This window comes from Pseudonocardia kongjuensis (assembly GCF_039526905.1).
Classification (GTDB): Bacteria; Actinomycetota; Actinomycetes; order Mycobacteriales; family Pseudonocardiaceae; genus Pseudonocardia; species Pseudonocardia kongjuensis.
Genome location: NZ_BAAAJK010000034.1, coordinates 170,174 through 194,409, shown reverse-complemented (window position 1 = coordinate 194,409; position 24,236 = coordinate 170,174). Strand labels below are relative to the sequence as shown.

The following is a 24,236-nucleotide window of genomic DNA, read 5'->3' as shown; positions in this document are numbered from 1 at the left end:
GGTGGGTGGGGTCGTGGTCATCCGGTTCCGCCGCGCAGCGCGTCGATGGTCGCCTCGACGTGCGCCCGGGCCAGCCGCTCCGCGGCGTCCTCGTCGCCGGCCGCGACGGCGTCGACGATCCCCGCGTGCTCGGTGACCGCCCGCCGGGCGCCCGCCGGGTCGAGCAGCGCGACCGGGCCGAACACCTGCGCGGTCATCCGCAGCAGCGGCGCCCGGTCGACCAGGAACTCGTTGCCGGACAGGTGCAGCAGCTGCTCGTGGAAGTCGACGTTCGCCACCGTGTAGGCGCGGGCGTCCCACGGGTCGAGCGCCGCCCGCTGGGCCGCCAGGATCGCGTGCAGCTCGCGGACCCGGGCCGCACCGGGCCGGGCCCGGGCGGCGAGCCGGGCGGCCAGCCCGTCGACGACGGCGCGCAGCTCGTAGGCCCGCAGCAGGGTCGCCCGGTCGCCGGTCACCACCCGGGCGCCGTGCCGCGGATCGACCCGTACCAGGCCGTCCTGCTCGAGCAGCCGGATGGCCTCGCGCAGCGGTGTGCGGCTCACCCCGAGCTCGGCGGCGAGCGGCTCCTGGCGCAGCGACCCGCCGGGCGCGATCCGGCCGGCGTAGATCCGCTCGCGCAGCACCGAGGCGACCTCCTCGACCAGGCCGGCCATGATCCCCTCTCCGCGGCGCATCGTGGACCCAGTGGATCCAGTGGCTCCGGAGCCTCGTCGGCGATCGTCGCACTGTCAACCCAATCGCTGCGACCTGCCCGGACCCGGCGACTTGACGCGCGCCGGGCGCGATCTGCATGCTCGGCGTCAGTGAGCTGGTCTGACCAGCAGGCCGCCGTCGTCGTCCGCAGGAGTTGCCGTCCATGACCCTCGCGCTGCCCGATCACCCGGCCGGCCTGCCGATCGGATCGGGATGGCGGGACGACACCGCGCTCGCCCCCGTCGTCTTCCCCTACGACGGCTCGGTCCTCGCGCACGGCCCGGTCGGCCGGACCGGGCACGCCGAGGCCGCACTGGACGCCGGCGCCGCCGCGGTCCGCCCGGCCGGGCGGCTCAGCGCCGGGACCCGCCGCGCCGTCCTGCTGGCCGTGCAGCGCGAGCTCGCCGGGCACCGCGACGCGTTCGTCGAGCTGCTGATCGCCGAGACCGGCAAGACCCGCACCGACTGCGCGGTCGAGGTCGACCGCACCTTGTTCACCTGGGCGGCGGCCGCCGAGGAGATCGGCCACCTGCACGGCGAGACGGTGCCGCTGGACCTGCAGCCCTCCGGCGAGGGCCTGGTCGGGTTCTGGGTGCGCCGCCCGATCGGGCTGGTCGTCGGGATCGCCGGGTTCAACGCCCCGTTCCTGCTCGCCTCGCACAAGATCGCGCCGGCGCTGGCCGCGGGCTGCCCGGTGATCTGCAAGCCGGCCCCGGCCACCCCGCTGGCCACGCTCTGGCTGGCCGACGTGGTGCGCCGCGCGCTGGTCGCACACGGCGCGCCCGCCGAGCTCGTCCAGGTCGTCACCGGCGACGCCGAGGTCGGCCGCACCCTGGTCACCGATCCCCGGGTCGCCGCGGTGTCCTTCACCGGGTCGGCGGCCGTCGGGCACGCCATCGCCCGGGACGCCGCGCCCCGCAAGACCCTGCTCGAGCTGGGCTCGAACACCGCGCTGGTGGTCGCCGCGGACGCCGATCTCGATCGCGCCGCCGACGCCGTGCTGCGCGGCGGCTTCTACTTCAACGGCCAGGCGTGCATCGCCGTGCAGCGGGTGCTGGTCTGCGAGCCGGTCCGCGAGGAGTTCGTCGCCCGGCTGGCCGCACGGATGGGCGAGCTGACCGTCGGCGACCCGCGGGACGCGGCCACCCGGGTCGCGCCGCTGATCGACCCGGCCGCCACCGAGCGGGTGCTGTCCTGGATCGACCGGGCGCGCCGGGCCGGCGCCACCGTCCTGCACGGCGGCGGGGTGACCGGCCGGACCGTCGAGCCGACCCTGCTGCTCGACGTCCCGGAGTCCGCCGAGGCGTGGTGCGAGGAGATCTTCGCGCCGGTCGTCGCGATCCGCTCGGTGCCCGACCTGCCCGCCGCGTTCGAGGCCGTCAACCGGTCCCGCTACGGCCTGCACGCCGCCGTGTTCACCCGCTCGCTGGCCGCCGCCTTCACCGCGCTGGACGAGCTGGACGTGGGCGGCGTCGTGGTCAACGAGGTCCCCGGGTTCCGCTCCGACGTCATGCCCTACGGGGGCGTGAAGGACTCCGGCATCGGCCGGGAGGGCCCCCGCTTCGCGATCGAGGAACTGACCGTCACCCGGATGGCCGTGATCCGGCCGGAATGAGCGAGCTGACCGGTATGCCGCACAACCCCTACACCGACCTGTTCCGACTCGACGGCCGGCGGGCCGTGCTGGTCGGCGCCGGCGGCATCGGCCACGAGCTCGCGCTCGGGCTGGCCGCGCACGGCGCCCACGTGATCTGCGCCGACCGGGACGCCGGCGTCGCCCGGGCCGCCGCCACCGCCGCCGGCGGGGAGCCGCTGGAGCTCGACGTCACCGATCCGGCCGCCGTCGAGCGGGCCGCCCGCGACGCCGGCCCGGTCGACGTGCTGGTGCACACCGCCGCGACGAACGTCCGGAAGCGGATCCTCGACTACTCCCTCGACGAGTTCGACCGCGTCGTCGGCCTCAACCTGCGTGCGACCTTCTCCGTGGTGCAGGCGTTCGGCCGCGGGATGGTCGAGCGCGGCACCGGCAGCATGATCCTCTTCTCGTCGATCCGCGGCTCCGTCGTCGAGCCGGGCCAGTCGGTCTACGCGGCGACCAAGGCCGGCACCGAGCAGCTGGTGAAGACGGCTGCCGTCGAGTTCGGCGGGGCCGGCGTGCGGGTCAACGCGATCGCACCCGGCGTCGTCGAGACCCCGCTGACCGCCCAGATCCGCAGCGACGACGCCTGGTACACCGCCTACGCCACCAAGGGCGCGCTCGGCCGGTGGGCGGTGCCCGCCGAGCTGACCGGCGCGGTGGTCTACCTCGCCTCGGAGGCGGCCGCCTTCGTGACCGGCTCCACCCTGTTCGTCGACGGCGGCTGGACCGCGGTGGACGGGCGATTCACCCCACCGGCCTGAGCGGTCACCCGGGCCCGTCGCGGCGGACCGGACCCGCCGGGCCCATCATGGTCGGGTGACGAGGGCACGCGAGGCGGTCGTGAGCGCGGACGGGACGAGCCCGTGGCCGGCGCTCTGGGCGCTCGTCATCGGGTTCTTCATGATTCTCGTCGACGCGACGATCGTCACCGTCGCGACGCCCGCGCTGCTGGTGGCGTTCGGCACCGACGTCAACACCGTGGTCTGGGTGACCAGCGCCTACCTGCTCGCCTACGCGGTGCCGCTGCTGGTCACCGGCCGGCTCGGGGACCGGTTCGGGCCGAAGAACGTCTACCTCGCCGGGCTCGCGGTGTTCACCCTGGCGTCGCTGTGGTGCGGGCTGACCGGCACGATCGGCGAGCTGATCGTCGCCCGCGTCGCGCAGGGGCTCGGCGCGGCGATGATGACGCCGCAGACGATGGCGGTGATCACCCGCACCTTCCCGGCCGCCCAGCGCGGGCGGGCGATGAGCCTGTGGGGCGCGGTGGCCGGGGTCGCGACGCTGGCCGGCCCGGTGCTCGGCGGGGTGCTGGTCGGCGCGCTCGGCTGGGAGTGGATCTTCTTCGTGAACGTGCCGCTCGGCGTCGTCGCGTTCGCCGCCGTCTGGTACCTGGTGCCCGCGCTGGAGACCTCGAAGCGGCGGTTCGACCTGGTCGGCGTCGTGCTGTCGGCGACCGGCGTGTTCCTGCTGGTCTTCGGGATCCAGGAGGGCCAGCGCTACGACTGGGGGCCGATCGTCGGCCCGGTCCCGGTGTGGATGCTGATCGTGGTCGGCGCCGTCGTGCTGGTGGTGTTCGTGTGGTGGCAGTCCCGCACCCGCTCCGAGCCGCTGGTCGCGCTGCAGCTGTTCCGGGACCGGAACTTCTCGCTGGCGAACATCGCGATCTGCACCGTCGGGTTCGCGATCACCGCGCAGGGCTTCCCGCTGATGATCTACGCGCAGAACGTGCGCGGCTTCTCGCCGACCGAGGCGGCGCTGCTGCTGGTGCCGCTCGCGGTGCTCTCCGGCGCGCTCGCGCCGTGGACCGGGCGGCTGACCGACCGGATCCATCCGCGGCTGATCGGCGGCTTCGGCATGTCGACGTTCGTGATCGGGCTGCTCTGGCTGGCCGCGGTGATGAGCCCGGACACCCCGGTCTGGCAGCTGCTGCTGCCGATCTCGCTGCTCGGCATCTCCAACTCCTGCGTGTGGGCGCCGATCTCGACCAGCGCGACCCGCAACCTGCCGATGGAGCAGGCCGGATCGGGCTCCGGCGTCTACAACACCACCCGGCAGGTCGGCGCGGTGCTGGGCAGCGCGGGCATCGCGGTGCTGATGGAGGCGCGGATCGCCGCGCTGGTGCCGGGCGGGGCGGCCACCCCGGACGCCGCCTTCGCGGCCGGTCCGCTGCCCGACGAGGTCCGCGAGTCCTTCGCGACGGCGATGGCGCAGTCGGTGCTGCTGCCGGCCGCGGTACTGGTGATCGGGCTCGTCGCGGTGCTCTGCTTCGCCCGGCCGCAGCACCTGCGCACCCGCGACCCGGCCGCGGCGGACCGGGGCGACGCACCGCGGCGGTGAGCCGGGCCACCGTACTCCCCGGGTGGCGGCACGCCGCCCGGCGCTGCCCGTAGGGTTGAACGGTGCTGTCCGCCGTGCCACGACCGGTCACCGTCCGGGTGCCCGCGAAGATCAACCTGCACCTCGCCGTGGGCGGGGTGCGGCCGGACGGATTCCACGACCTGGTCACCGTGTTCCACGCGGTGAGCCTGTTCGACGAGGTGTCGGTCGAGCCCGCCGAGGAGCCCGCGCTGGACGTGCACGGCGACGGCGTCGCCGAGGTGCCGCTGGACGCCACCAACCTGGCCTGGCGGGCGGTCGAGCTGCTCGCGCAGCGGGCCGGCCGGGAGCCGGACGTGCGGGTCACCCTGCGCAAGGGCATCCCGGTCGCCGGCGGCATGGCCGGCGGATCCGCCGACGCGGCCGGCGCGCTGGTCGCGCTGTCCACGCTGTGGCGGATGGAGCTGGGCCGCGAGGAGCTGGCCGGGCTGGCCGCCGAGCTCGGCTCGGACGTCACGTTCGGCCTGCACGGCGGGACCGCGCTCGGCACCGGCCGCGGTGAGCAGGTCATCCCGGTGCTCGCCCGGCACCGGCTGCACTGGGTGATCGCGCTCGCCCGCGGCGGGCTGTCCACCCCGGCGGTGTTCGGCGAGCTGGACCGGTTGCGCGGCGGCGCCGAGCCGCCGGAACGGCCGGTCGAGCCGGTGCTGGAGGCGCTCGCCGGCGGCGATCCGCGACAGCTCGCCCTGAACCTGGGCAACGACCTGCAGGCCGCCGCCGTCTCGATGGCGCCGGACCTGCGCCGCACGCTGCGCGCCGGGGTGAACGCCGGGGCGATCGCCGGTCTGGTCTCCGGATCGGGGCCGACCTGCGCGTTCCTCTGCGCGGACGCCGACTCGGCCGTCGAGGTGGCCACCGAGCTGGCCGGGATGGGCGTGTGCCGCACCGTCCGGGTGGCGCACGGCCCGGTCGGCGGCGCCCGGGTGATCGACGAGCACGAGCCGCCGCCGGGACGCGGCGGCCCGACCGGATCCGGCAGCTGGCCGCCGGCACGTGCCTGAAGGCCGGAGGAACTGATGCCCGAGAACCTGCTCAACCTGGAGAACGTCACCGCGCACGTGCCCGGTGACGCCTCCCGGGTGCTGCTCGACGCCGTCTCGCTGGGGGTGGAACGCGGCGACCGGATCGGCGTCGTCGGCCTCAACGGCGGCGGCAAGACCACCCTGCTCGACGTGCTCACCGGGGACCGCCCGACCGACGGCGGCCGGGTCAGCAGGCTCGGCGGCCTGCGGATGGCGCACCTGGCCCAGCGGGACCGGTTCCCGGCCGGGTCGACCGTCCGCGACATCGTGCTGCAGCACTACGGCGCCGATCACGAGTGGGCGTCCGACCCGCGGGTGCGCGACGTGCTCGACGGACTGGGCATCACCGACACGGAGCGGCCCACCGACGGGTTGTCCGGCGGCGAGAAGCGGCGGGTCGCGCTGGCCGCGGCACTCGTCGGCGAGCTCGACCTGGTGGTGCTCGACGAGCCCACCAACCATCTCGACGTCGAGGGCATCGGCTGGCTGGCCGAGCACCTGATCACCCGCCGGATCGCGCTCGTCGTCGTCACGCACGACCGCTGGTTCCTCGACACCGTCTGCACCCGCACCTGGGAGGTCGCGAACGGGAAGGTCGAGTCCTACCTCGGCGGCTACGCCGACTGGGTCTACGCCCGGGCCGAGCGGTCCCGGCAGGCCGACGCCGCCGAGCAGCGCCGCCGCAACCTCGCCCGCAAGGAGCTGGCCTGGCTGCGCCGCGGCCCGCCCGCCCGGACGTCGAAGCCGCGGTACCGGATCGAGGCCGCCGAGGCGCTGATCGCGGACGTCCCGGCGCCGCGCAACACCGTCGAGCTGATGCAGTTCGCGACCAACCGGCTCGGCCGCACCGTGCTGGAGCTGGAGGACGCCACCGTCGAGGTCGCCGGGCGGACCCTGCTGGACCGGGTGACCTGGCGGCTCGGGCCGGGCGACCGGGTCGGCATCGTCGGCGTCAACGGGTCCGGGAAGACGACCCTGCTGCGCGCCCTCACCGGCGAGCGGGAGCTCGACGCCGGACGCCGGGTGCAGGGCAGCACGGTGAAGCTCGCCCAGCTGACCCAGGAGCTGATCGACCTGCCGGCCGAGATGCGCGTGCTGGAGGCGACCGAGGCCGTCGCCAAGTACGTGCGGTTCGGGAAGCAGGAGATGACCGCGTCGCAGGTCCTGGAGCAGCTCGGGTTCCCGGCCGCCCGGCAGTGGACGCCGGTCGGGCGGCTCTCCGGCGGCGAGCGCCGACGGCTGCAGCTGACCCGGCTGCTGATGGACGAGCCGAACGTGCTGCTGCTCGACGAGCCGACGAACGACCTGGACGTCGACACCCTCGCCGGGCTGGAGGACCTGCTCGACGGCTGGCCGGGCACGCTGGTCGTGGTCAGCCACGACCGGTACCTGACCGAGCGGGTCTGCGACCAGGTGCTGGCGCTGTTCGGGGACGGGAAGCTGACCCACCTCCCCGGCGGGATCGGCGAGTACGTGGCGCGCCGGGCGGCCGCCGGTCGCGGCCCGGCCGCGGTGGCGCAGGCCGCGCCGTCGCCCGCCGGCACCCCGGCGGGGCGGGCACCGAAGGTCGACGCCGCCGCGCAGCGGACCGCCCGCAAGGACGCGCAGCGCCTCGAACGGCGGATGGAGCAGCTCACGAAGCGTGAGGAGCGGCTGCACACGCAGCTGGCCGAGGCGGCCACCGATCCGGACCGGCTGATGGAGCTGGACCGCGAGCTCAAGGCGGTCGTCGCGGAGCGGGAGACGGTCGAGATCGAGTGGCTGGATGCCGCCGAACGCGCCGAAGGGTAGGGCGTTTCTCCTACCTCGGTAGGAGGAGCCGGGGTTGGAGATCAGTAGTTCGACCGATCCGGACGCCGCGCGACCCCGATACCGTCGGACGGGTCACGGCGGGCTGGGGAGCGTCGCCGTGACGGGGGGAGCGGTTCGGTTCCGCCGCCGCCGTCGGGGGGCGGCGGTGGAGCCGGGCCGATCGGGCCGCACCGGCCGGCGCTGATCCGGCCCCGGTCCCGTGACAGCCCGGTGCGAGGTCCCGTGCCAGGCCCGTGCCAGCCCCGTGCCAGGGCCTCGGCGCACGATGGACGCATGAACGCTCCACCGCCCGCCATCGAGGTCGACGGGCTCGTACGCACGTTCGGCGACGTCCGCGCCGTCGACGGCATCTCCTTCACCGCCCGTCCCGGTCAGGTCCTCGGGCTGCTCGGGCCGAACGGCTCCGGCAAGACGACCACCGTCCGGATGCTCGCCACCCTGCTGCCGCCGACGGCGGGCCGGGCCACCGTGCTCGGGCACGACGTCGCCGCCGATCCGGCCGCCGTCCGCCGCCGGATCGGGCTCACCGGGCAGTACGCCGCGGTCGACGAGGCGCTCACCGGCCGCGACAACCTGGTGCTCATCGCGCGGCTGCTGGATCTCCCGGGCCGCGCCGCGCGGGCCCGCGCCGACGAGCTGATCGACCGGTTCGGGCTCACCGAGGCCGCGGGCCGCCGGGTCCGCACCTACTCCGGCGGCATGCGCCGCCGGCTCGATCTCGCGGCCAGCCTGGTCGGCGACCCGGAGGTGCTGTTCCTCGACGAGCCGACCACCGGGCTCGATCCACGGCACCGCAACGAGGTGTGGGAGGCCGTCCGCCGGCTCGCCGACGAGGGCGTCACCGTCCTGCTCACCACCCAGTACCTGGAGGAGGCCGACCAGCTCGCGCACGATCTCGTCGTCCTCGACCGGGGCCGGGTGATCGCCGCGGGCACGGCGGCCGAGCTGAAGGCGGACACCGGCGGGCAGCTGCTGCACGTGCGGCCGGTCCGGCCGGGCGACGCCGCGCAGGTCGCCGCGGTCGTCGCGGCCGAGACCGGCGGCGAGCCGTCGATCGCGCCCTCCGGCGAGGTCAGCGTCCCCGCCGGCGACCCGGGCGCACTGGGCCGCGCCGACGGCCGGCTGGCCGAGGCCGGGATCGCGGTCGCCGAGATCGGGTTGCGGCTGCCCAGCCTCGACGACGTCTTCCTCACCCTCACCGGCCGGCAGGCCACCACCACCGATGGAGAGTCCGCGTGACCGCCACCCTCACCGGCCGCCCGTCGCCGCCCGCCGCGGCGCCGGCCGGCGCCCGCCGCAGCCGGGTACCCGCCCCGCTGCGGCACAGTGCCGCGCTCGCCCGCCGCGGCCTGACCAAGACGATCCACTCGCCGGAGGCGCTGCTCGACGTCACCCTGCAGCCGATCGTCTTCCTGCTGCTGTTCGTCTACGTGTTCGGCGGCGCGATCGCCGGGAGCAGCGAGGACTACCTGCAGTACGCGCTGCCCGGTGTGCTGCTGCAGACCGTCGTGTTCGCCTCCGCCGGGACCGGGGTCGGGCTGGCCGAGGACCTCAAGACCGGGATCTTCGACCGGTTCCGGAGCCTGCCGATCTCCCGGGCGGCGCCGCTGGTCGGTGCGGTCGGCGCCGACCTGGTCCGCTACATCACCTCGGGTGTGATCATGCTGGCCTTCGGCTTCGCGCTGGGCTACCGCACCTCGGCCGGGCCGGTCGCGGTGCTGGGTGCGTTCGCACTGGTGGTGCTGTTCGCCTTCGCGATGTGCTGGATCTTCACCGCGCTCGGGGTGCTGGTCCGGGAGCCCCGGTCGGTGCAGGGCATCGGCGCGATGATCATGCTGCCGCTGACGTTCGCCAGCTCGGTCTTCGTCCCGGTCGAGACCATGCCGGACTGGTTGCGCCCGTTCGCCGAGGTGAACCCGGTCAGCCGGTGCGCGGACGCGGTCCGGGCCCTGCTCGACGGCGAACCCGCCGCAGCCGCGGTCACCGCGTCACTGGTGACCTCGGCGATCGTGGTCGCGATCTTCGCGCCGCTGGCGGTCACCCTGTACCGGCGGCGGACCTGACGTCATGGGCGCGCAGCGGCCGGGGCGCGACGTCGCGCGGGGCGGCCCGGCCGCGGTCGATCGCCGTCACCGCGCCGCCCTCGCCGAGCGCGGCGACGACCGCGTCGCGGGTCGCGACGACCTCCGGATCACCCAGGTGCAGGGTGCCGCGCCGGGCGATCGCGACGCCGAGCAGCTCACCGGCGCGCTCCGGGTCGCCATCGGCGACCGCCCAGCGGGCGGACGCCTCGGCGGCCATGCCGAGCACCGGGCCGTCGTTGCTCTGCAGGGCGGCGTCGGCGGCGGCGTCGAGCAGCACCCGGGCGGCGTCGATCCGGCCGAGGTCCAGCTCGGCCGCGGCCGCGAAGACGTGCTGCAGGGCCACCCGCTGCATCCGGCCCGCGCCGGGCCCGTCGGCGTTCCACGACTCGGCGAGCAGTGTCCGGGCGTGCACCGGCCTGCCGAGCCGCCGCTCGACGTCGGCGCGACCCCAGTCGATCCAGCTCGCGGGGCGCTGGTGCGGGTGCTCGCGCAGGTCGCTCGCGGCGAGCTCCAGATGTTCCCGGGCCCCGGCCTCGTCGCCCCGGCGGGCCGCGAGACCGGCCAGCTGCATCCGGTAGTGCGGGATGTCGTCGAGGTTGCCCAGCTCCGCGGTCAGCGCGATCGACTCGGTCCAGGCGGTGCAGGCGGCCGTACCGTTGCCGGCCAGGTCCTCCAGCTCGCCGAGCGAGGCCACGGTCAGCCCGAGCCCGAACCGGTCGCCGACCGAGCGGAACAGCGGATGGGCGACCCGCAGGTAGGCGCGCTGCTCGTCGAGGTCCCCCTCGTTCTCCGCGTGCACCGACGCCAGGAACGCGGCCGCGCCGCGCAGCCACGGGTCCGCACCCCGGGCGACCAGGGCGCCGAGCTCGGTGCGGTCGCCCGAGCGGAACGCCTCGGCGACCGGCCCGGCCAGGACGACGGCCGGGTGCCGGGGATGCGGCAGCCCGGGCAGCGCCGACCCGACGGCGTCGATCTCGGCGGGCGCACCCTCGACGGAGACGTAACCGGCGAGCAGCAGCGCCCGGATCGCCCGGTTCGTGGTGACCGCCGGCACGTCCGCCGGCGCGTCGAGCGCGGCCACCAGGTCCGACCAGTGCAGCAGCGCGATGTTCTCGCCGCGGATCATCCAGCTCCACGACACCGCCGCCAGCAGCCGGTGTGCGTGCTCCGGCCGCGGATCGGTGACGGCCCGGTCGAGTGCCCGGAACGCCTCGCCCTCGACCCGGCGCACCGTCGCCAGCGTGTCCAGCTGCGCGCGGGTGCGCAGCTGCGGCTCGGCGGGTTCGAGCACCGCCAGCAGCCAGTCGGCGTGTGCCCGCACCATCCGGCCGGACCCACCCGACTCGGCGAGCCGGGCCGCCGCGTACTCCCGGATCGTCTCCAGCATCCGGTACCGGGTGGGCCCGCCGCCCGGATCCTGGGTCGCGACGACCAGCGACTTCTCGACGAGCGCGTCGAGCAGGCCGAGCGGGTCGCCGTCCAGGCCGCCGCCCCCGCACACGGTCTCCACCGCGTGCGCGCCGACCGGCCCGGCGAACACCCCGAACCGGTCGGCCAGGGTGCGTTCGGCGGCGCCGAGCAGGTCCCAGCTCCAGTCGACGACCGCGCGCAGCGTCTGGTGCCGGGGCAGCACGGTGCGGCTGCCGGTCACCAGCAGCCGGAACCGGTCGGCCAGCCGGTCGGCGATCTCGCGCGCGCTGAGCGTGCGGGCCCGGGCCGCGGCCAGCTCGATCGGCAGCGGCTGCCCGTCGAGCCTGCGGCAGATCTCGGTGACGGTCGCCGGATCGGCGGTGAACCCGGGCGCGACCGCCGCGGCGCGGTCGGTGAACAGCCGGGCCGCCTGCGCGTCGTCGAGCGCGCCCAGCGGGTGCAGCACCTCGCCGGGCACCCCCAGCGGCTCCCGGCTGGTGGCGAGCACCGTCAGCCCCGGCACCGTGCCCAGCAGGTCGTGCACCAGCGTCGCGACCGGGTCGATCAGGTGCTCGCAGTTGTCCAGCACCAGCAGCAGCTCCCGGCCGGCCAGCGCGGTCCGCAACCGGGCCAGGGTGCCCGGCCCGGTGCGGTCGCCGAGGCTGAGATCGGGGCCGCCGACGGCGTGCAGCACGGTCGCCGCGAGCTGCTCCGGCCCGGCCAGCGGTGCCAGCTCGGCCACCTCCACCGGGCGGTCCAGGTCGCGCACCACCTCGGCGACGATCCGGGTCTTCCCGGCCCCGCCCGGCCCGGTCACGGTGACCAGGCGGGCGCCCGCGAGCAGGGAGCGGAGCCGGGCCAGATCGTCCTCCCGGCCGATGAACGAGGTCAGCGCGGGCGCGCGGTGGCGCGGGGTCCCCGCCGGGCCGGCGCGGGTGGCCGGTGCCGGTGCCGCGACCCGGCCGTTCCCGGCGGGGGCGTCGTGCAGCAGCTCGGTGCGGGCGGCCCGCAGCTCCGGGCCCGGGTCGACGCCCAGCTCCGCGGCCAGCGCGGAGCGGGTGCGGTCCAGCACGGTGAGCGCGTCGGCGCGGTGCCCGGACGCGTGCAGCAACCTGGCCAGCGCGACGGCCGAGGTCTCCCGCAGCGGCTGCTCGGCCAGCACCTCGGTGAGCACGCCGCGCAGCGTGCCGGGGGCGGGCACCCCGTCCTCCAGGGTGCGGCGGGTCAGCTCCTCGGCCGTCGCGGCGCGGGCCTCGGCCAGCCGGGCCGCCGCCGGCCCGGCGAACGCGACCTCGCGCAGGTCGGCCAGCGCCGGGCCGGACCACAGGCCCAGCGCCCGGTCCAGCAGCTCCCGGGCCCGTTCGCGGTCCGCGGTCGCGGCGGCCTCCCGTCGCAGCCGGGCGAACCGCAGCGCGTCGACCGCGTCGGCGCCGACGTCGAGCCGGTAGCCGCCGGGCGCCGAGCGCACCCGGTCGGCGCCCACCGACCGGCGCAACCGGGACACCAGCGACTGCAACGCGTTCGCCGTCGACGGCGGCGCCTCACCCCACAGCGCGTCGACCAGGGTGGCGGCGTCGACCGGGTGACCGGCGTCCAGCGCCAGGCGGGCCAGCAGCCCGCGCAGCCGCGGACCGGCGGGCAGCAGCTCCGCACCGGACCCGTCGAGCGCGGACACGGTGCCCAGCAGCCGGATCTCCATCGGCGCTCATTCTGCCCGGAATGTGCGAGGCTCCGCCGGTGGATATGGACGAGGTGTACTCGGTCGACGGCCACCGGGTGCGATGGACCTCGCGCGGCGCGGGCCCACCGGTGGTGTTCTGCCACGGCACGCCGTGGTCGTCGCGGCTGTGGGCACCGGTCGCGGCGGCCCTCGCCCCGTCGCACCGGGTGCTCCTGTGGGACATGCCCGGCTACGGGACGTCGTCGAAGAGCGACGACGTGTCGCTCGGCGTGCAGGGCCGGATGCTGGCCGCGCTGCTGGACCACTGGGGGCTCGACGATCCGCCGCACGTCGTCGCGCACGACTACGGCGGCGCCGTCGCGCTGCGGGCGCACCTGCTGCACGGCGCCGCGTACGCCTCGCTGACCCTGGTCGACGTCGTCGCGCTCGCCCCGTGGGGCTCGGAGTTCTTCCGGCTCGTCCGGGACAACGCGGCCGTGTTCGCCGCGCTGCCCGCTCCGCTGCACGAGGCGCTGGTCCGCGCCTACGTGCGCGGCGCGGCGTTCCGCCCGCTGCGCGCCGACGACGAGGACATGCTGGTCGGGCCGTGGCTCGGCGCGGAGGGGCGGGCGGCGTTCTACCGGCAGATCGCGCAGGCAGACCAGCGCTTCACCGACGAGATCGAGCCCCGCTACGGCGAGCTCGACCTGCCGGTGCGGATCGTGTGGGGCACCGAGGACACCTGGATCCCGGTGGACCGGGCGCACCGGCTCGCCGCCGCGATCCCGGGCGCCGAGCTGCACCTGGTGCCCGCCGCCGGGCACCTGATCCAGCTCGACGCCCCGGAGGCGCTGACCGCGCTGGTGCTCGGCGCGGTCAGCGGGCGCCCTGCGCCACCCGCGTCACCTGCGCCAGCTCGTCCAGCTTCGTGAGGGTCTCCGACTCGGGCAGCGTCGGCAGCAGGAACGTCACCCGCTCGATCCCGGCGTCGGCGTAGCCGGCCACCGCCGCCGGCTCCGGCGGGACGGCGAACACCGTGGTCGGCACGTCCGGCCTCCCGCGGTCGGCGAGCTCGGCGCGCACCCGCCGGATCTCGTCGATCGGCAGGTGCCCGCGCGGCAGCCACCCGTCGCCGACCTCGGCGAGCCGGTTCAGCGCGGCCCCGCTCTCCCCGCCGAGGTAGATCGGCGGGTGCGGCTCGCGGACCGGCTTGGGCCGGCAGAACGACCGCTCGAGGTGCACGTGCTCGCCGTGGAACTCGGCCTCCTCCTGCGTCCACAGTGCCTTCAGCGCGTGCAGCTGCTCGGTCATCAGCGGGCCCCGGGTCGCCGGGTCGACACCGTGGTTGCGCATCTCCTCGCGGTTCCAGCCGGCGCCGACGCCGAACAGCAGCCGCCCGCCGGACACCAGGTCCAGGCTGGCCGCCGACTTCGCGGTGTGGATCACGTCGCGCTGCGGGAGCAGGACGATCCCGGTGCCGAGCAGCAGATCGGTGGTCGTCGCGGCCATCGCGGTCAGCGCGACGAACGGATCGAGCGTGCGGTAGTAGACCCGCGGCAGGTCACCGCCGCCCGGGTACGGGGACTCCCGGCTGGACGGGATGTGCGAGTGCTCCGCGAGGAAGACCGAGTCGAACCCGCGCTCCTCGAGCGCGCGGCCCAGCGGACCCGGCCGGATGCCCTCGTCGGTCACGAACGTGGCGATGCCGAACTTCATGGTCCGTGGATACCCGATCCGGCCCCGGCCCAGTCGGCGGGCCCGGCCGGGTCACCGGCGCCGGCCGGGGCAGGTCCGGGTCAGTCCTGCCCGCCGAGCCGGCTCAGCAGCAGCGCCTCGGCGAGCACGCCGCGGCCGAACATGCCCAGGTGCAGGCTCTCGTCGATGCCGTGCCACCGGCTGGCCGGGTCGCCGACACCGGTGACCAGCACCGCGGCGCCCGGGAAGGTGCGCGCGAACTCGGCGATGAACGGGATCGAGCCGCCGATGCCGGTCTCCACCGCGGAGTTGCCGTAGGCCGAGGAGAAGGCGGCGCGGGCGTGGTCGTACACCTCGCCGGTCGCGGACAGGCTGAACGGCTCGGCGACCCCGGTGCCGGGGGTCACCGTCACGTGCGCGCCCCACGGCACGTTCCGCTCCAGGTGCTCGGCGAGCGCCCGCTGCGCCTGCGCCGCGTCCTCGCCGGGGGCGAGCCGCATGCTCACCATCGCCCGGGCCCGCGGCAGCAGCACGTTCGAGGCCTCGGCGACCCGCGGCGCGTCGATGCCGAGCACGGCGACGGCGGGCTTGACGTTCACCCGCTCCGGGATGCTGCCGGAGCCGATCAGCTCGACGCCGTCGAGCAGGCCGGCGTCGGCCCGGTAGGTCGCCTCGTCCGGGTCGGGGGCGTCCGAGCTGCCGTGCACCAGGCCGGGCACGGCGACCTCGCCCTTGTCGTCGTGCAGGGTCGCCAGCGTGCGGCAGAGCGCGGTGAGCGCGTCGCCGATCGGGCCGCCGTAGACCCCGGAGTGCACCGGCCGCTCCAGCATCGACACCTCGACGACGACGTCGACCAGCCCGCGCAGGCTGGTGGTCAGCGCCGGCACGTCGACCGCCGGGTTGGCCGCGTCGGCGATCACGATGACGTCCGCGGCGAGGCTCGCGTGGTGCTCGGCGAGCAGCGCGGTCAGCGTCGGCGAGCCGGACTCCTCCTCGCCCTCGATGAACAGCACCACCCCGACCGGGGGCCGCCCGTCGTAGGCGCGCAGCACCGCCAGGTGGGTCATCACGCCGGCCTTGTCGTCGGCGGCGCCGCGGCCGTAGAGCCGGCCGTCCCGCTCGGTCGGCTCGAACGGGGGCGTCGTCCAGTGCTCGTCGCCGCCGGTCGGCTGGACGTCGTGGTGGGCGTAGAGCATGACGGTCGGCGTGCCCTCCGGGCCCGGCCAGTGCGCGACGACGGCCGGCGCGCCACCGCCGGCGGAGATCACCTGCACGTCGGCCGCGCCGGCGTCGCGGGCCAGCGCGGCGACCGCGTCCGCGGAGCGCCGGGTGTCGTCGGCGTGCGCCGGATCGGCCCAGATGCTCGGGATGCGGACCAGCGCCTCCAGGTCGGTGCGCGCCCCGGGCAGGACGGCCGTGACCGCCTCGGCGAGCTCGGCCGGCGGGGTGCTGATCTGCTGGTCCGTCATGGGCCCGGATGCTACGCCCGGGCCCGTTCCGGATCAGCCGGTCACCGATCGCGGCGGCGCGCGTGCCCGGTTCGTCGCTAGGGTCGGGCGCATGTCCCGATTCCTGGCGACGTTGCTGGAGTCCGCGACCGGTCCCGACCGGGATGCCCGCGGGATGACCACCGGGGAGCCGCGCGAGCCGACCCGGCGCAGCTGGGCGGAGGTGCACCGGGCCGCCCGGGGCTGCGCGGACGCACTGCGCAGGCCCGGCGCGGACGGCGCGCCCGCGCTACCGGCCGGCGGGGCGGTCGGGGTGCTCGCCGGCGAGCCGGCGGCGATCGCGCCGACCGCGCAGGCGGTGTGGCTGCGCGGCGGCAGCGTCACGATGCTGCACCAGCCGACCCCGCGGACCGATCTCGCGGAGTGGGCGGCGGACACCGTCACCACGCTGAAGATGATCGACGCGTCGATGGTGCTGCTCGGGGCGCCGTTCGACGCGCTCGCGCCGGTGCTGATGGAGCAGGGCATCCCGTTCCGCACGCTGGACTCGCTGGACGGCGACCCGGACGCGTTCGCCGCGGACGCCGCCGTCGCCGACGAGGGCGACACCGCGCTGCTCCAGCTCACCAGCGGCTCCACCGCGGCGCCGAAGGCCGTCCGGATCACCCACGCCAACCTGCACGCGAACATCGGCTCGATGGTCACCGCGTCCGAGCTGGACGTCGCATCGGACCGGATGGTGTCGTGGCTGCCGCTGTTCCACGACATGGGGATGGTCGGCTTCCTGACCATCCCGATGACGGTCGGGCTGGACCTGGTCACGGTCACCCCGGTCGACTTCCTCGGCCGGCCGCGGCTGTGGGCGGAGCTGATCTCGAAGTACCGCGGCACGGTGACCGCGGCGCCGAACTTCGCCTACGCCGTGCTGGCCCGCCAGCTCGCCCGGGTCGACGACGGCGAGCTCGACCTGTCGTCGCTGCGGATCGCGCTGAACGGCGCCGAGCCGGTCGATCCGGCGGCCGTCGCGGCGTTCACCGCGGCCGGCGCCCGGTTCGGGCTGCGCCCGGAGTCGGTGCTGTGCGCCTACGGGATGGCCGAGACGGCGCTCGGGGTGTCGTTCGCGCCGGTCCACACCGGACTGACGGTGGACCGGGTGGACGCCGCGTCGCTGGAGACGCACCGGCGCGCCGAACCGGCCTCGGACGGGCCGGTCCGGGAGTTCCCCGAGCTCGGGCCGCCGCTGCCCGGTCTCGAGGTGCGGGCGGTCGGCCCCGGCGGCCGGGTGCTCGGGCCGCGCGAGGTCGGCGTGCTGCACCTGCGCGGCGAGGCCGTGACGCCGGGCTATCTCACCGTCGACGGCCCGCGGTCCACCCAGGACGCCGAGGGCTGGTTCGACACCGGTGACGAGGGCTACCTCACCCCGGACGGCGCGGTCGTCGTGTGCGGCCGCACCAAGGACGTCATCATCATGGGCGGCCGCAACATCTACCCGACCGACATCGAACGCGCGGCGGCCGCCGCCGACGGGGTCCGGGCCGGGAACGTCGTCGCCGTGCGGCTGGCCGCAGGCGAGGGGCGGCACCGCGAGTCGTTCGCGGTCGCGGTCGAGGCGAAGGGCGCCGACAGCCCCGAGGCGGTCAAGGCGATCCGGGACGACGTGGTGCGCCGGGTGGTGTCCGCGGTCGGGGTGCGCCCGGCCGAGGTCGCGGTGCTCGCGCCGGGCACCCTGCCGAAGACGCCGTCGGGCAAGCTGCGCCGGGCCGCCACCGCCGACCTGCTCGGCACCCCCGGCTGACGCCGTCGTGCCGCCCGGCCCGGCCCGGTCAGCCGGGCCGGCGGCGCAGGTGCCGCCCGTAGGTGAGGACGACCCCGACGATCACGATCAGGCCGCCGACGAGCTGCGCGGACGTGTACGGGTCGCCCACCGCGATCGTGAACGCGGCGGTGAAGACCGTGATCAGGTTGAGGAACACGCCCGCGCTGCCGGCCGGCAGGACGAGCAGGGCCCGGGTCCACAGCAGGTACGACAGGACCGACGGGAACACCACGATGAACAGCAGCGAGCCGGTCGACGACGGGCCGTCGGGCAGGGTGACCCCGGTGAGCAGACCGGCCGGGGCGAGCAGCAGCACCGCCACCGCGGCCTGGGCGGCGGTCGAGGAGATCGGCGGCAGCGCCGGGGCGCGCCGGCCGACGACGGCGTAGCCGGTCCAGGACAGGATCGCCCCCAGCATCAGCAGCTCGCCCGCGCCGAACCCGGTGCGCAGCACGGTCGCCGGGTCGCCGTCGGTGACGACGATCAGCACGCCGAGCAGTGCGACCAGGATCCCGGCGACCGCGACCGGGGTCAGCCGCTCGCGCAGCAGGACCGCACCGGCCAGCGCGATCAGCGCCGGATTGAAGGCGTTGATCAGCGAGGCGTTGAAGGCGGTGGTCGCCGCCAGCGCGGCGTAGAGGAACCCGGTGTAGGCGAGCATCCCGAACAGCGACAGCGCCAGCAGCCACGGCCAGGCGGCGAGCACCCGCCGCCAGTCCGGGCGTTCGACCAGCTGGGCGAGCGCGACCAGCAGCGGCAGCGCCAGCACCCACCGGAGCAGCGTGAGGCTGAACGGGTCGATGCTGCGCACCGCCTCGGCCCCGACGATGTAGTTGCCCGCCCAGAACAGCGTCGCACCGACCAGCGATGCGGCGGCGCCGACGAGGCCGGGACGGGACACGCGCGGGACGCTCCGGGGCGGCCGGCGGTCAGCCGGACAGCGGGTGGAAGCGGTTCTGCGCCGCCTCCAGCCCGTCGGCCAGCAGTGCCTCGGTGGCGTCCGCGGCCAGGTCGATCCCGAGATCGAGCTCCTTCTTCTCGGCGCCCGAGAACCGCTTCAGCACGTAGTCGGCCGGGTCCTGCCGGCCGGGCGGGCGGCCGATGCCGAACCGCACCCGCAGGTAGTCCTTCGTGCCCAGCGACCGGCTGATCGAGCGCAGGCCGTTGTGCCCGCCCTCGCCGCCGCCGCGCTTGAGCCGGACGACGCCGAACTCGAGATCCAGCTCGTCGTGCACGACGATCACCTCGGCCGGCGGGATCGAGAAGTACTGCACGAGCCCGGCGACCGGGCCGCCCGAGAGGTTCATGTACGTCCTCGGGACGGCCACGGTCACCGGCCGGCCGGAGAGCCGGCCCTGGGCCACGTCGGAGTTCGTCCGCTTGTGGACCGAGAACCGGCCGGCGCCGGCCCGCGCCGCCAGCAGGGCGGCGACGCGGGTGCCGACGTTGTGCCGGGTCTCGGCGTAGTCCGGGCCCGGGTTACCGAGCCCGACGACCAGCGCGGGCCCCGGCACGGGGCTCACTTGGCGTCGTCGGAGGACTCGTCCGAGCCCTCGGAACCCTCGGCGGACTCGGCGGCCGGCTCGGCGGCCTCCTCCTCGTCGGACGGCTCCTCGACGACACCCGCGCCCTCGGTGTCGATCTCGGCCTCGAGGTCCTCCTCGGTCGGGGCCGGGACGACCTGGACGACCAGGTACTCCTCGTCGGTGCGCAGCTCGACGCCCTGCGGCAGGCGCAGGTCCTTCGCGAAGTACTGGGTGCCGATCTCGGCGTCCTCGACGGAGATCTCGATGTTCTCCGGGATGTTCAGCACGTCGGCCTCGACCAGGACGGTGTTGAGGTCCTGGGTGACCAGCGAGCCCGGGGCGGCGTCGCCGGTGACGACGACGTCGAGCTCGACCTCGACCTTCTCGCCGCGCTTGATGACGAGCAGGTCGACGTGCTCGATGTAGGGGCGCAGCGGGTGCACGACGACGGTCTTGGTCAGCGCGAGCTGCGGCGCGCTGCCGGCGACGTCGAGCTCCAGGACGGCGTTGCGGCCCTGCTCGCGGACGACGGCGGCGAACTCCAGCGACGGCAGCGACAGGTGCACCGGGTCGGTGCCGTGCCCGTAGAGCACGGCGGGGATCTTGCCGGCGCGACGGGTGCGGCGGGCGGCGCCCTTGCCGAACTCGGTCCGGTTCTCGGCGGGAATGCGGGTCTGGGCCACGGGGGTGCTCCTCGGTTCTTGCTGCGTTCTGCGCTGTGGAAGGCGTGCGCGCGGCGAGGAGCCGACCGGGATCGGCCCACGTCGATCACGGCGGGTCAGCGTGCACCCGCCCTCGCCGCGGAGATGCCGGGAAGTCTACGGCACGGCTGCCCTACACCCTGTGGCACCCACCCGCAACGCCCGGAACGTGCATGCGACGGGACGGGCGGCCGTGTTGCATTCCGCCCCCGATTTCGCCGGACAACGCAACACAACTGCCGATAGTGTTCAGTTGTGCGCGTCGAGGAGTTCGGTCCGGACAGTCCGGGCATGCTCGTTCCGATCAGCGGGGAGAGCATCCGCTACGGCCGCTGGGAGCACGTCGCGTTCGTCCCGGCCGCGCTGCCGCTGGAGTCGCCCGCTCTGTCGGCCAGCACGTTCAACGCGGTGGCCGACGCCCGCGCGGCGGTGGCCGCGCTGGACAGCTCGGCCCGCCGCCTGCCGAACCCCGCGCTGCTCCGCAGGCCCGTCCTCCGCCGTGAGGCGCAGAGCACGTCCGCCCTCGAGGGGACCTACGCCCCGCTCCCCGTGGTGCTCGCCGCCGACGAGCGGGAGGACCAGACGGACGCGGGGCTCCGCGAAGTGATCAACTACGTCCGCGCGGCGGAGCACGCCTTCGCCTGGCACGGGGAGGGTCGGCCGTTCGGGATGACCCTGCTCACCGAGCTGCACGCCGCGCTGGTCCGCGGCACCTCGGTCGACGGGGACCAGACGGGCCGGCTCCGCTCGAACCAGGTGATGGTGGGTGGCGATCCCGGCATGCGTGTGCAGGACGCCCGGTTCGTCCCGCGGCCGCCCGGCCCGGAGCTGGAACAGCAGGTCCGCACCTGGATCGACTGGTTCACGCGGAGCCGGGACGCCGACATCGATCCCGTCGTGGCCGCCGGGATGAGCCACTACCACTTCGAGACGCTGCACCCGTTCCACGACGGGAACGGTCGTATCGGGCGGTTGCTGATCGTGCTCCAGCTCCTCTACGCGGGAGTCCTGGTGGAACCGACGCTCACCGTCTCCCCGTGGTTCGAGGCCCGCCGGGCGGACTACTACGACGCGCTGATGGCGGTCAGCACCCGTGCCGACTGGGACGGCTGGATCCGGTTCTTCGCCCGCGGGGTCGCCGCGGCGGCGCGGGACACCGAGCAGCGGCTGGTGGAGCTCCTGGCGGTGCAGGACGACCTCAAGCGCCGGGTGCGGGCGGGCGGGCTGCGCGCGGACAACGCGACGCTGCTCGTCGACTTCGCGCTCGGCCGGCCGATCTTCACCGTGCGCCAGGTGCAGGAACAGCTCGGTGTCACCTACACACGGGCCAACGGACTGGTCGGTCAGCTCGTGGAGCTCGGCGTCCTGCGCAGGTACGACGAGTCGGCCTACGCGCGCGAGTTCACCGCACCGGACATCGTGGCGATCCTGCTGCGGGCCTGACGCACACGACGGCGCCCCACCGAATCGGTGGGGCGCCGTCGTGCGCTGCGTGGACCGCTCAGGCGTTGCCGTCGAACAGGCTGGTCACCGAGCCGTCCTCGAAGACCTGGTGGATCGCCTCGGCCAGCAGCGGCGCGATCGGCAGCACGGTCATCCGGTCGAAGCGCTTCTCGGCCGGGATCGGCAGCGAGTCGGTGAAGATCACCTCGTCGGCGCCGCAGTTGGCCAGCCGCTCGGTGGCCGGGCCGGACAGCACACCGTGCGTCGCGGCGACGACGACCTTGGTCGCGCCCTCGGCCAGCAGCACCTCGACCGCCTTCGCCACCGTGCCACCGGTGTCGATCATGTCGTCGATGACGACGCAGCAGCGGCCCTCGATGTCACCGACCACCCGGTTGGCGACGGCCTCGTTGGGCTTGAGCGGGTCCCGGGTCTTGTGGATGAACGCCAGCGGGGTGCCGCCGAGGGTGTCCGCCCAGCGCTCGGCGAGCCGCACCCGGCCGGAGTCGGGGGAGACGACCGCGAAGTCCTCCCCGGGGCGGGTGCTCTTGATGTGCTGGGCCAGCACCGGCAGCGCGAACAGGTGGTCCACCGGGCCGTCGAAGAAGCCCTGGATCTGCGAGGTGTGCAGGTCCACGGTGAGGATCCGGTCCGCACCGGCGGTCTTGAACATGTCCGCGACCAGGCGGGCCGAGATGGGCTCGCGGCCGCGGTGCTTCTTGTCCTGGCGGGCGTAGCCCCAGAACGGCATGACGGCGGTGATCCGCTTGGCCGAGCCGCGCTTGAGCGCGTCGACCATGATCAGCTGCTCCATGATCGCGTCGTTGATCGGGGCGGAGTGCGCCTGGATCACGAACGCGTCGCTGCCGCGGACGGACTCCTCGAAGCGGCAGAAGATCTCGCCGTTGGCGAAGGAGTACGCCGACTGCGGTGTGACGGTGACGTCGAGCTCCTTGGCCACGTGCTCGGCCAGCTCGGGGTGCGCCCGTCCGGAGAAGAGCATCATGTTCTTCTTCGGGGTTCCTGCGATCGCGCTCACCGTGCGGTGCCTCCTCGGCTGAGGTCTCTGTTGTCGCTGTTCCGGGCGTCGCTGTTCCGGCCGGTGCTGTCGTCCTGCTGGGTGGCCGGGTGGACCCCCGCCCGTTCGGCCGCCTCGGCGGCCGGTGTGCCCGGGCGCTTGCGGGGCACCCACCCCTCGATGGTGCGCTGTGTCCCGCCCGACACCGCGAGCGCCCCCGGCGGGACGTCCGAGCGCAGCACCGTCCCGGCGCCGGTGTAGGCGCCGTCCCCGACCGTGACCGGCGCGATGAACATGGTGTCCGAGCCGGTCCGCACGTGCGAGCCGATCGTCGTCCGCTGCTTGCGGACGCCGTCGTAGTTGACGAACACCGACGAGGCGCCGATGTTGCTCATCTCGCCGATCGAGGCGTCGCCGACGTAGGTCAGGTGCGGCACCTTGCTGCCGGCGCCGATGTCGGAGTTCTTCACCTCGACGAAGGTGCCGATCTTGCCGCGGGTCCCGAGCCGGGCGCCCGGCCGCAGGTAGGCGAACGGCCCGACGGAGGCGTCGGCGCCGATCTCGGCCTCCGAGCCGTGCGTGCGGACGACGGTCGCGCCCGGCCCGACGACGCAGCCGGCGAGCGTGCTGTCCGGCCCGATCTCGGCGCCGTCGCCGATCGTGCAGGCGTCGTGCAGCTGCGTCCCCGGGTGCAGGACGACGTCGGTGCCGAGCCGCACCTGGACGTCCACCCAGGTGGTGGCCGGGTCGACGACGGTGACGCCGTCGACCATCCAGCGCCGCAGCACCCGGCGGTTGAGCTCCGCGCGCAGCTCGGCGAGCTGCACCCGGTCGTTCACCCCGCGCAGCAGCCACTCGTCGGCGCAGCGGACGGCGTGCACCGTCCGCCCGGCCTGGACGGCGGCGCCGACCAGGTCGGTCAGGTAGAGCTCCTGCTGCGAGTTGTGGGCGGCGAGCCCGCCGATCCCGGCGCGCAGGAACTCCGCGTCGAAGGCGTAGACGCCGGAGTTGACCTCGGTGATCGCGCGCTGCTCCGCGGTGGCGTCGGCGTGCTCGACGATCGCGGTCACCGGCCGGGCCGGGTCGGCCTCGTCGCGCACGATCCGGCCGTAGCCGGTGGGATCGTCCGGGTCGCAGGTCAGCAGCGTGACCGCGGCGCCGGCCCGCTCGTGCTCGCCGACCAGCGCGGTGAGCGTCGCGGTGTCGAGCAGCGGGACGTCGCCGTAGGTGACCAGTACGGTCCCGCCCAGGTCGGGCGGCAGCGCGGCGAGTCCGGCGCGGACCGCGTCGCCGGTGCCGAGCCGGTTCTCCTGCACGGCGGCGGTGACGGTGCGGCCGAGCTCGCCGGCGATGCCGGTGACGGCCTCGGCGACCCGTTCCCGCTCGTGCCCGACGACGACCACCAGGTGCTCCGGGAGCACCCCGGCCACCGCGTGCAGCGCGTGTCCCAGCATGCTGCGGCCGCCGAGCCGGTGCAGCACCTTCGGCGTCGCCGAGCGCATCCGGGAGCCCGCCCCGGCAGCCAGGACCACGGCCGCGGCTGCGCCGGGTGCGGTCGGGTCGGTTCGGTCGCCGGTGCCGCCCTGGTGGGCATCGGGCATGTTCGGTTCCTCCTGCTGGGGTTCCCGCCGCCGGTCGGACGGCCCGTGCCCCGGCCGCGTCGCGGACGGTCGGTCGCTCGTGGTGCAACGGCCCCCCGTGCCGGTACGGCATCGTACGGGGCCGCTCCGCGCCGGTCCCGGCCCGTCGTTCCGGCACCCGGCCGGGTGGCCCGGCCGAAGATCAAACCTTCGGGTGGTAACCAGGTTGCGACGCCGTCGTTCAACCGGTCACGTGCCGGCCGCGGTGGCCGCCGCGGTGACGAGCGGGAGTGCGATGACGCGCGAGGTCGGG

19 protein-coding genes are annotated in these 24,236 nt (G+C 75.2%); 10 read left to right on the top strand and 9 right to left on the bottom strand.

The window, feature by feature from the left end; genetic code table 11:
• Positions 1-17: 17 nt before the first annotated feature.
• Positions 18-674, bottom strand: a complete 657-nt coding sequence (locus tag ABD160_RS25260; protein WP_344026746.1) for a GntR family transcriptional regulator — start codon at positions 672-674, stop codon at positions 18-20.
• Between the two features lie 182 nt (positions 675-856).
• Between ABD160_RS25260 and ABD160_RS25255 the strand changes: the two genes are divergently transcribed.
• From ABD160_RS25255 to ABD160_RS25225, 7 genes are all read left to right on the top strand, one after another.
• Entirely contained in the window at positions 857-2,308 is a 1,452-nt protein-coding gene (locus tag ABD160_RS25255; RefSeq protein ID WP_344026744.1) for an aldehyde dehydrogenase family protein, read from the top strand.
• A complete protein-coding gene (locus tag ABD160_RS25250) occupies positions 2,305-3,093 on the top strand; it encodes an SDR family NAD(P)-dependent oxidoreductase (RefSeq protein WP_344026742.1) in 789 nt (262 codons plus the stop codon). The genes ABD160_RS25255 and ABD160_RS25250 overlap by 4 nt, the downstream gene beginning before the upstream one ends.
• Positions 3,094-3,148: 55 nt before the next feature.
• Complete coding sequence (locus ABD160_RS25245; protein WP_344026740.1) at positions 3,149-4,669, top strand: DHA2 family efflux MFS transporter permease subunit; 1,521 nt, start codon at positions 3,149-3,151, stop codon at positions 4,667-4,669.
• Between the two features lie 62 nt (positions 4,670-4,731).
• Positions 4,732-5,709, top strand: a complete 978-nt coding sequence (locus ABD160_RS25240; RefSeq protein ID WP_344026738.1) for a 4-(cytidine 5'-diphospho)-2-C-methyl-D-erythritol kinase — start codon at positions 4,732-4,734, stop codon at positions 5,707-5,709.
• Positions 5,710-5,724: 15 nt separating this feature from the next.
• On the top strand, positions 5,725-7,521 hold the full coding sequence (locus ABD160_RS25235; protein WP_344026736.1) for an ABC-F family ATP-binding cassette domain-containing protein: 1,797 nt from the start codon (positions 5,725-5,727) through the stop codon (positions 7,519-7,521).
• Between the two features lie 294 nt (positions 7,522-7,815).
• Positions 7,816-8,781: an ATP-binding cassette domain-containing protein gene (locus ABD160_RS25230; RefSeq protein WP_344026734.1), complete on the top strand. Its 966-nt coding sequence runs from the start codon at positions 7,816-7,818 to the stop codon at positions 8,779-8,781.
• On the top strand, positions 8,778-9,605 hold the full coding sequence (locus ABD160_RS25225; protein WP_344026732.1) for an ABC transporter permease: 828 nt from the start codon (positions 8,778-8,780) through the stop codon (positions 9,603-9,605). The genes ABD160_RS25230 and ABD160_RS25225 overlap by 4 nt, the downstream gene beginning before the upstream one ends.
• On the opposite strand, the gene ABD160_RS25220 is transcribed toward ABD160_RS25225, so the two are convergent.
• On the bottom strand, positions 9,580-12,735 hold the full coding sequence (locus ABD160_RS25220; RefSeq protein WP_344026730.1) for an AfsR/SARP family transcriptional regulator: 3,156 nt from the start codon (positions 12,733-12,735) through the stop codon (positions 9,580-9,582). The two genes, ABD160_RS25225 and ABD160_RS25220, sit on opposite strands and share 26 nt — an antisense overlap.
• A 44-nt stretch (positions 12,736-12,779) precedes the next feature.
• On the opposite strand from ABD160_RS25220, the gene ABD160_RS25215 reads away from it, so the two are divergent.
• On the top strand, positions 12,780-13,628 hold the full coding sequence (locus ABD160_RS25215) for an alpha/beta fold hydrolase (protein ID WP_344026841.1): 849 nt from the start codon (positions 12,780-12,782) through the stop codon (positions 13,626-13,628).
• Here ABD160_RS25215 and ABD160_RS25210 read toward each other — a convergent pair.
• Both ABD160_RS25210 and ABD160_RS25205 read right to left on the bottom strand, forming a co-directional pair.
• The gene (locus ABD160_RS25210; RefSeq protein ID WP_344026729.1) at positions 13,573-14,412 is read right to left on the bottom strand and encodes an LLM class F420-dependent oxidoreductase; all 840 of its coding nucleotides are present in this window, start codon (positions 14,410-14,412) and stop codon (positions 13,573-13,575) included. The genes ABD160_RS25215 and ABD160_RS25210 overlap by 56 nt on opposite strands.
• Positions 14,413-14,492: 80 nt before the next feature.
• Positions 14,493-15,860, bottom strand: a complete 1,368-nt coding sequence (locus tag ABD160_RS25205; protein ID WP_344026727.1) for a dipeptidase — start codon at positions 15,858-15,860, stop codon at positions 14,493-14,495.
• A gap of 91 nt (positions 15,861-15,951) precedes the next feature.
• Between ABD160_RS25205 and ABD160_RS25200 the strand changes: the two genes are divergently transcribed.
• Complete coding sequence (locus ABD160_RS25200; protein ID WP_344026725.1) at positions 15,952-17,634, top strand: fatty acyl-AMP ligase; 1,683 nt, start codon at positions 15,952-15,954, stop codon at positions 17,632-17,634.
• Positions 17,635-17,662: 28 nt separating this feature from the next.
• Here ABD160_RS25200 and ABD160_RS25195 read toward each other — a convergent pair whose 3' ends face one another.
• Genes ABD160_RS25195 through ABD160_RS25185 form a run of 3 tightly spaced genes read right to left on the bottom strand, consistent with a single transcriptional unit; the run spans position 17,663 to position 19,864 of the window.
• Positions 17,663-18,556 (bottom strand): DMT family transporter, encoded by an 894-nt coding sequence (locus ABD160_RS25195; protein ID WP_344026723.1) that lies wholly within the window; start codon positions 18,554-18,556, stop codon positions 17,663-17,665.
• Between the two features lie 28 nt (positions 18,557-18,584).
• On the bottom strand, positions 18,585-19,178 hold the full coding sequence (gene pth, locus ABD160_RS25190) for an aminoacyl-tRNA hydrolase (RefSeq protein ID WP_344026721.1): 594 nt from the start codon (positions 19,176-19,178) through the stop codon (positions 18,585-18,587).
• A complete protein-coding gene (locus ABD160_RS25185) occupies positions 19,175-19,864 on the bottom strand; it encodes a 50S ribosomal protein L25/general stress protein Ctc (protein WP_344026719.1) in 690 nt (229 codons plus the stop codon). The genes pth and ABD160_RS25185 overlap by 4 nt, the downstream gene beginning before the upstream one ends.
• A 309-nt stretch (positions 19,865-20,173) precedes the next feature.
• Between ABD160_RS25185 and ABD160_RS25180 the strand changes: the two genes are divergently transcribed.
• A complete protein-coding gene (locus tag ABD160_RS25180) occupies positions 20,174-21,325 on the top strand; it encodes a Fic family protein (RefSeq protein ID WP_344026717.1) in 1,152 nt (383 codons plus the stop codon).
• Positions 21,326-21,383: 58 nt separating this feature from the next.
• Here ABD160_RS25180 and ABD160_RS25175 read toward each other — a convergent pair whose 3' ends face one another.
• Together ABD160_RS25175 and glmU are read right to left on the bottom strand one after the other, a co-directional pair.
• Entirely contained in the window at positions 21,384-22,364 is a 981-nt protein-coding gene (locus ABD160_RS25175; RefSeq protein ID WP_344026715.1) for a ribose-phosphate diphosphokinase, read from the bottom strand.
• A complete protein-coding gene (gene glmU, locus ABD160_RS25170) occupies positions 22,361-23,944 on the bottom strand; it encodes a bifunctional UDP-N-acetylglucosamine diphosphorylase/glucosamine-1-phosphate N-acetyltransferase GlmU (protein WP_425563658.1) in 1,584 nt (527 codons plus the stop codon). Before glmU ends, ABD160_RS25175 begins: the two co-directional genes overlap by 4 nt.
• Positions 23,945-24,236: the final 292 nt, after the last annotated feature.

Coding starts and splice junctions, on each gene's coding strand:
- ABD160_RS25260 (WP_344026746.1), bottom strand. CDS start 674: ATGCGCCGCGGAGAGGGGATCATGGCCGGCCTGGTCGAGGAGGTCGCC.
- ABD160_RS25255 (WP_344026744.1), top strand. CDS start 857: ATGACCCTCGCGCTGCCCGATCACCCGGCCGGCCTGCCGATCGGATCG.
- ABD160_RS25250 (WP_344026742.1), top strand. CDS start 2,305: ATGAGCGAGCTGACCGGTATGCCGCACAACCCCTACACCGACCTGTTC.
- ABD160_RS25235 (WP_344026736.1), top strand. CDS start 5,725: ATGCCCGAGAACCTGCTCAACCTGGAGAACGTCACCGCGCACGTGCCC.
- ABD160_RS25230 (WP_344026734.1), top strand. CDS start 7,816: ATGAACGCTCCACCGCCCGCCATCGAGGTCGACGGGCTCGTACGCACG.
- ABD160_RS25220 (WP_344026730.1), bottom strand. CDS start 12,735: ATGGAGATCCGGCTGCTGGGCACCGTGTCCGCGCTCGACGGGTCCGGT.
- ABD160_RS25215 (WP_344026841.1), top strand. CDS start 12,780: ATGGACGAGGTGTACTCGGTCGACGGCCACCGGGTGCGATGGACCTCG.
- ABD160_RS25210 (WP_344026729.1), bottom strand. CDS start 14,412: ATGAAGTTCGGCATCGCCACGTTCGTGACCGACGAGGGCATCCGGCCG.
- ABD160_RS25205 (WP_344026727.1), bottom strand. CDS start 15,860: ATGACGGACCAGCAGATCAGCACCCCGCCGGCCGAGCTCGCCGAGGCG.
- ABD160_RS25200 (WP_344026725.1), top strand. CDS start 15,952: ATGTCCCGATTCCTGGCGACGTTGCTGGAGTCCGCGACCGGTCCCGAC.
- ABD160_RS25180 (WP_344026717.1), top strand. CDS start 20,174: ATGCTCGTTCCGATCAGCGGGGAGAGCATCCGCTACGGCCGCTGGGAG.
- glmU (WP_425563658.1), bottom strand. CDS start 23,944: ATGCCCGATGCCCACCAGGGCGGCACCGGCGACCGAACCGACCCGACC.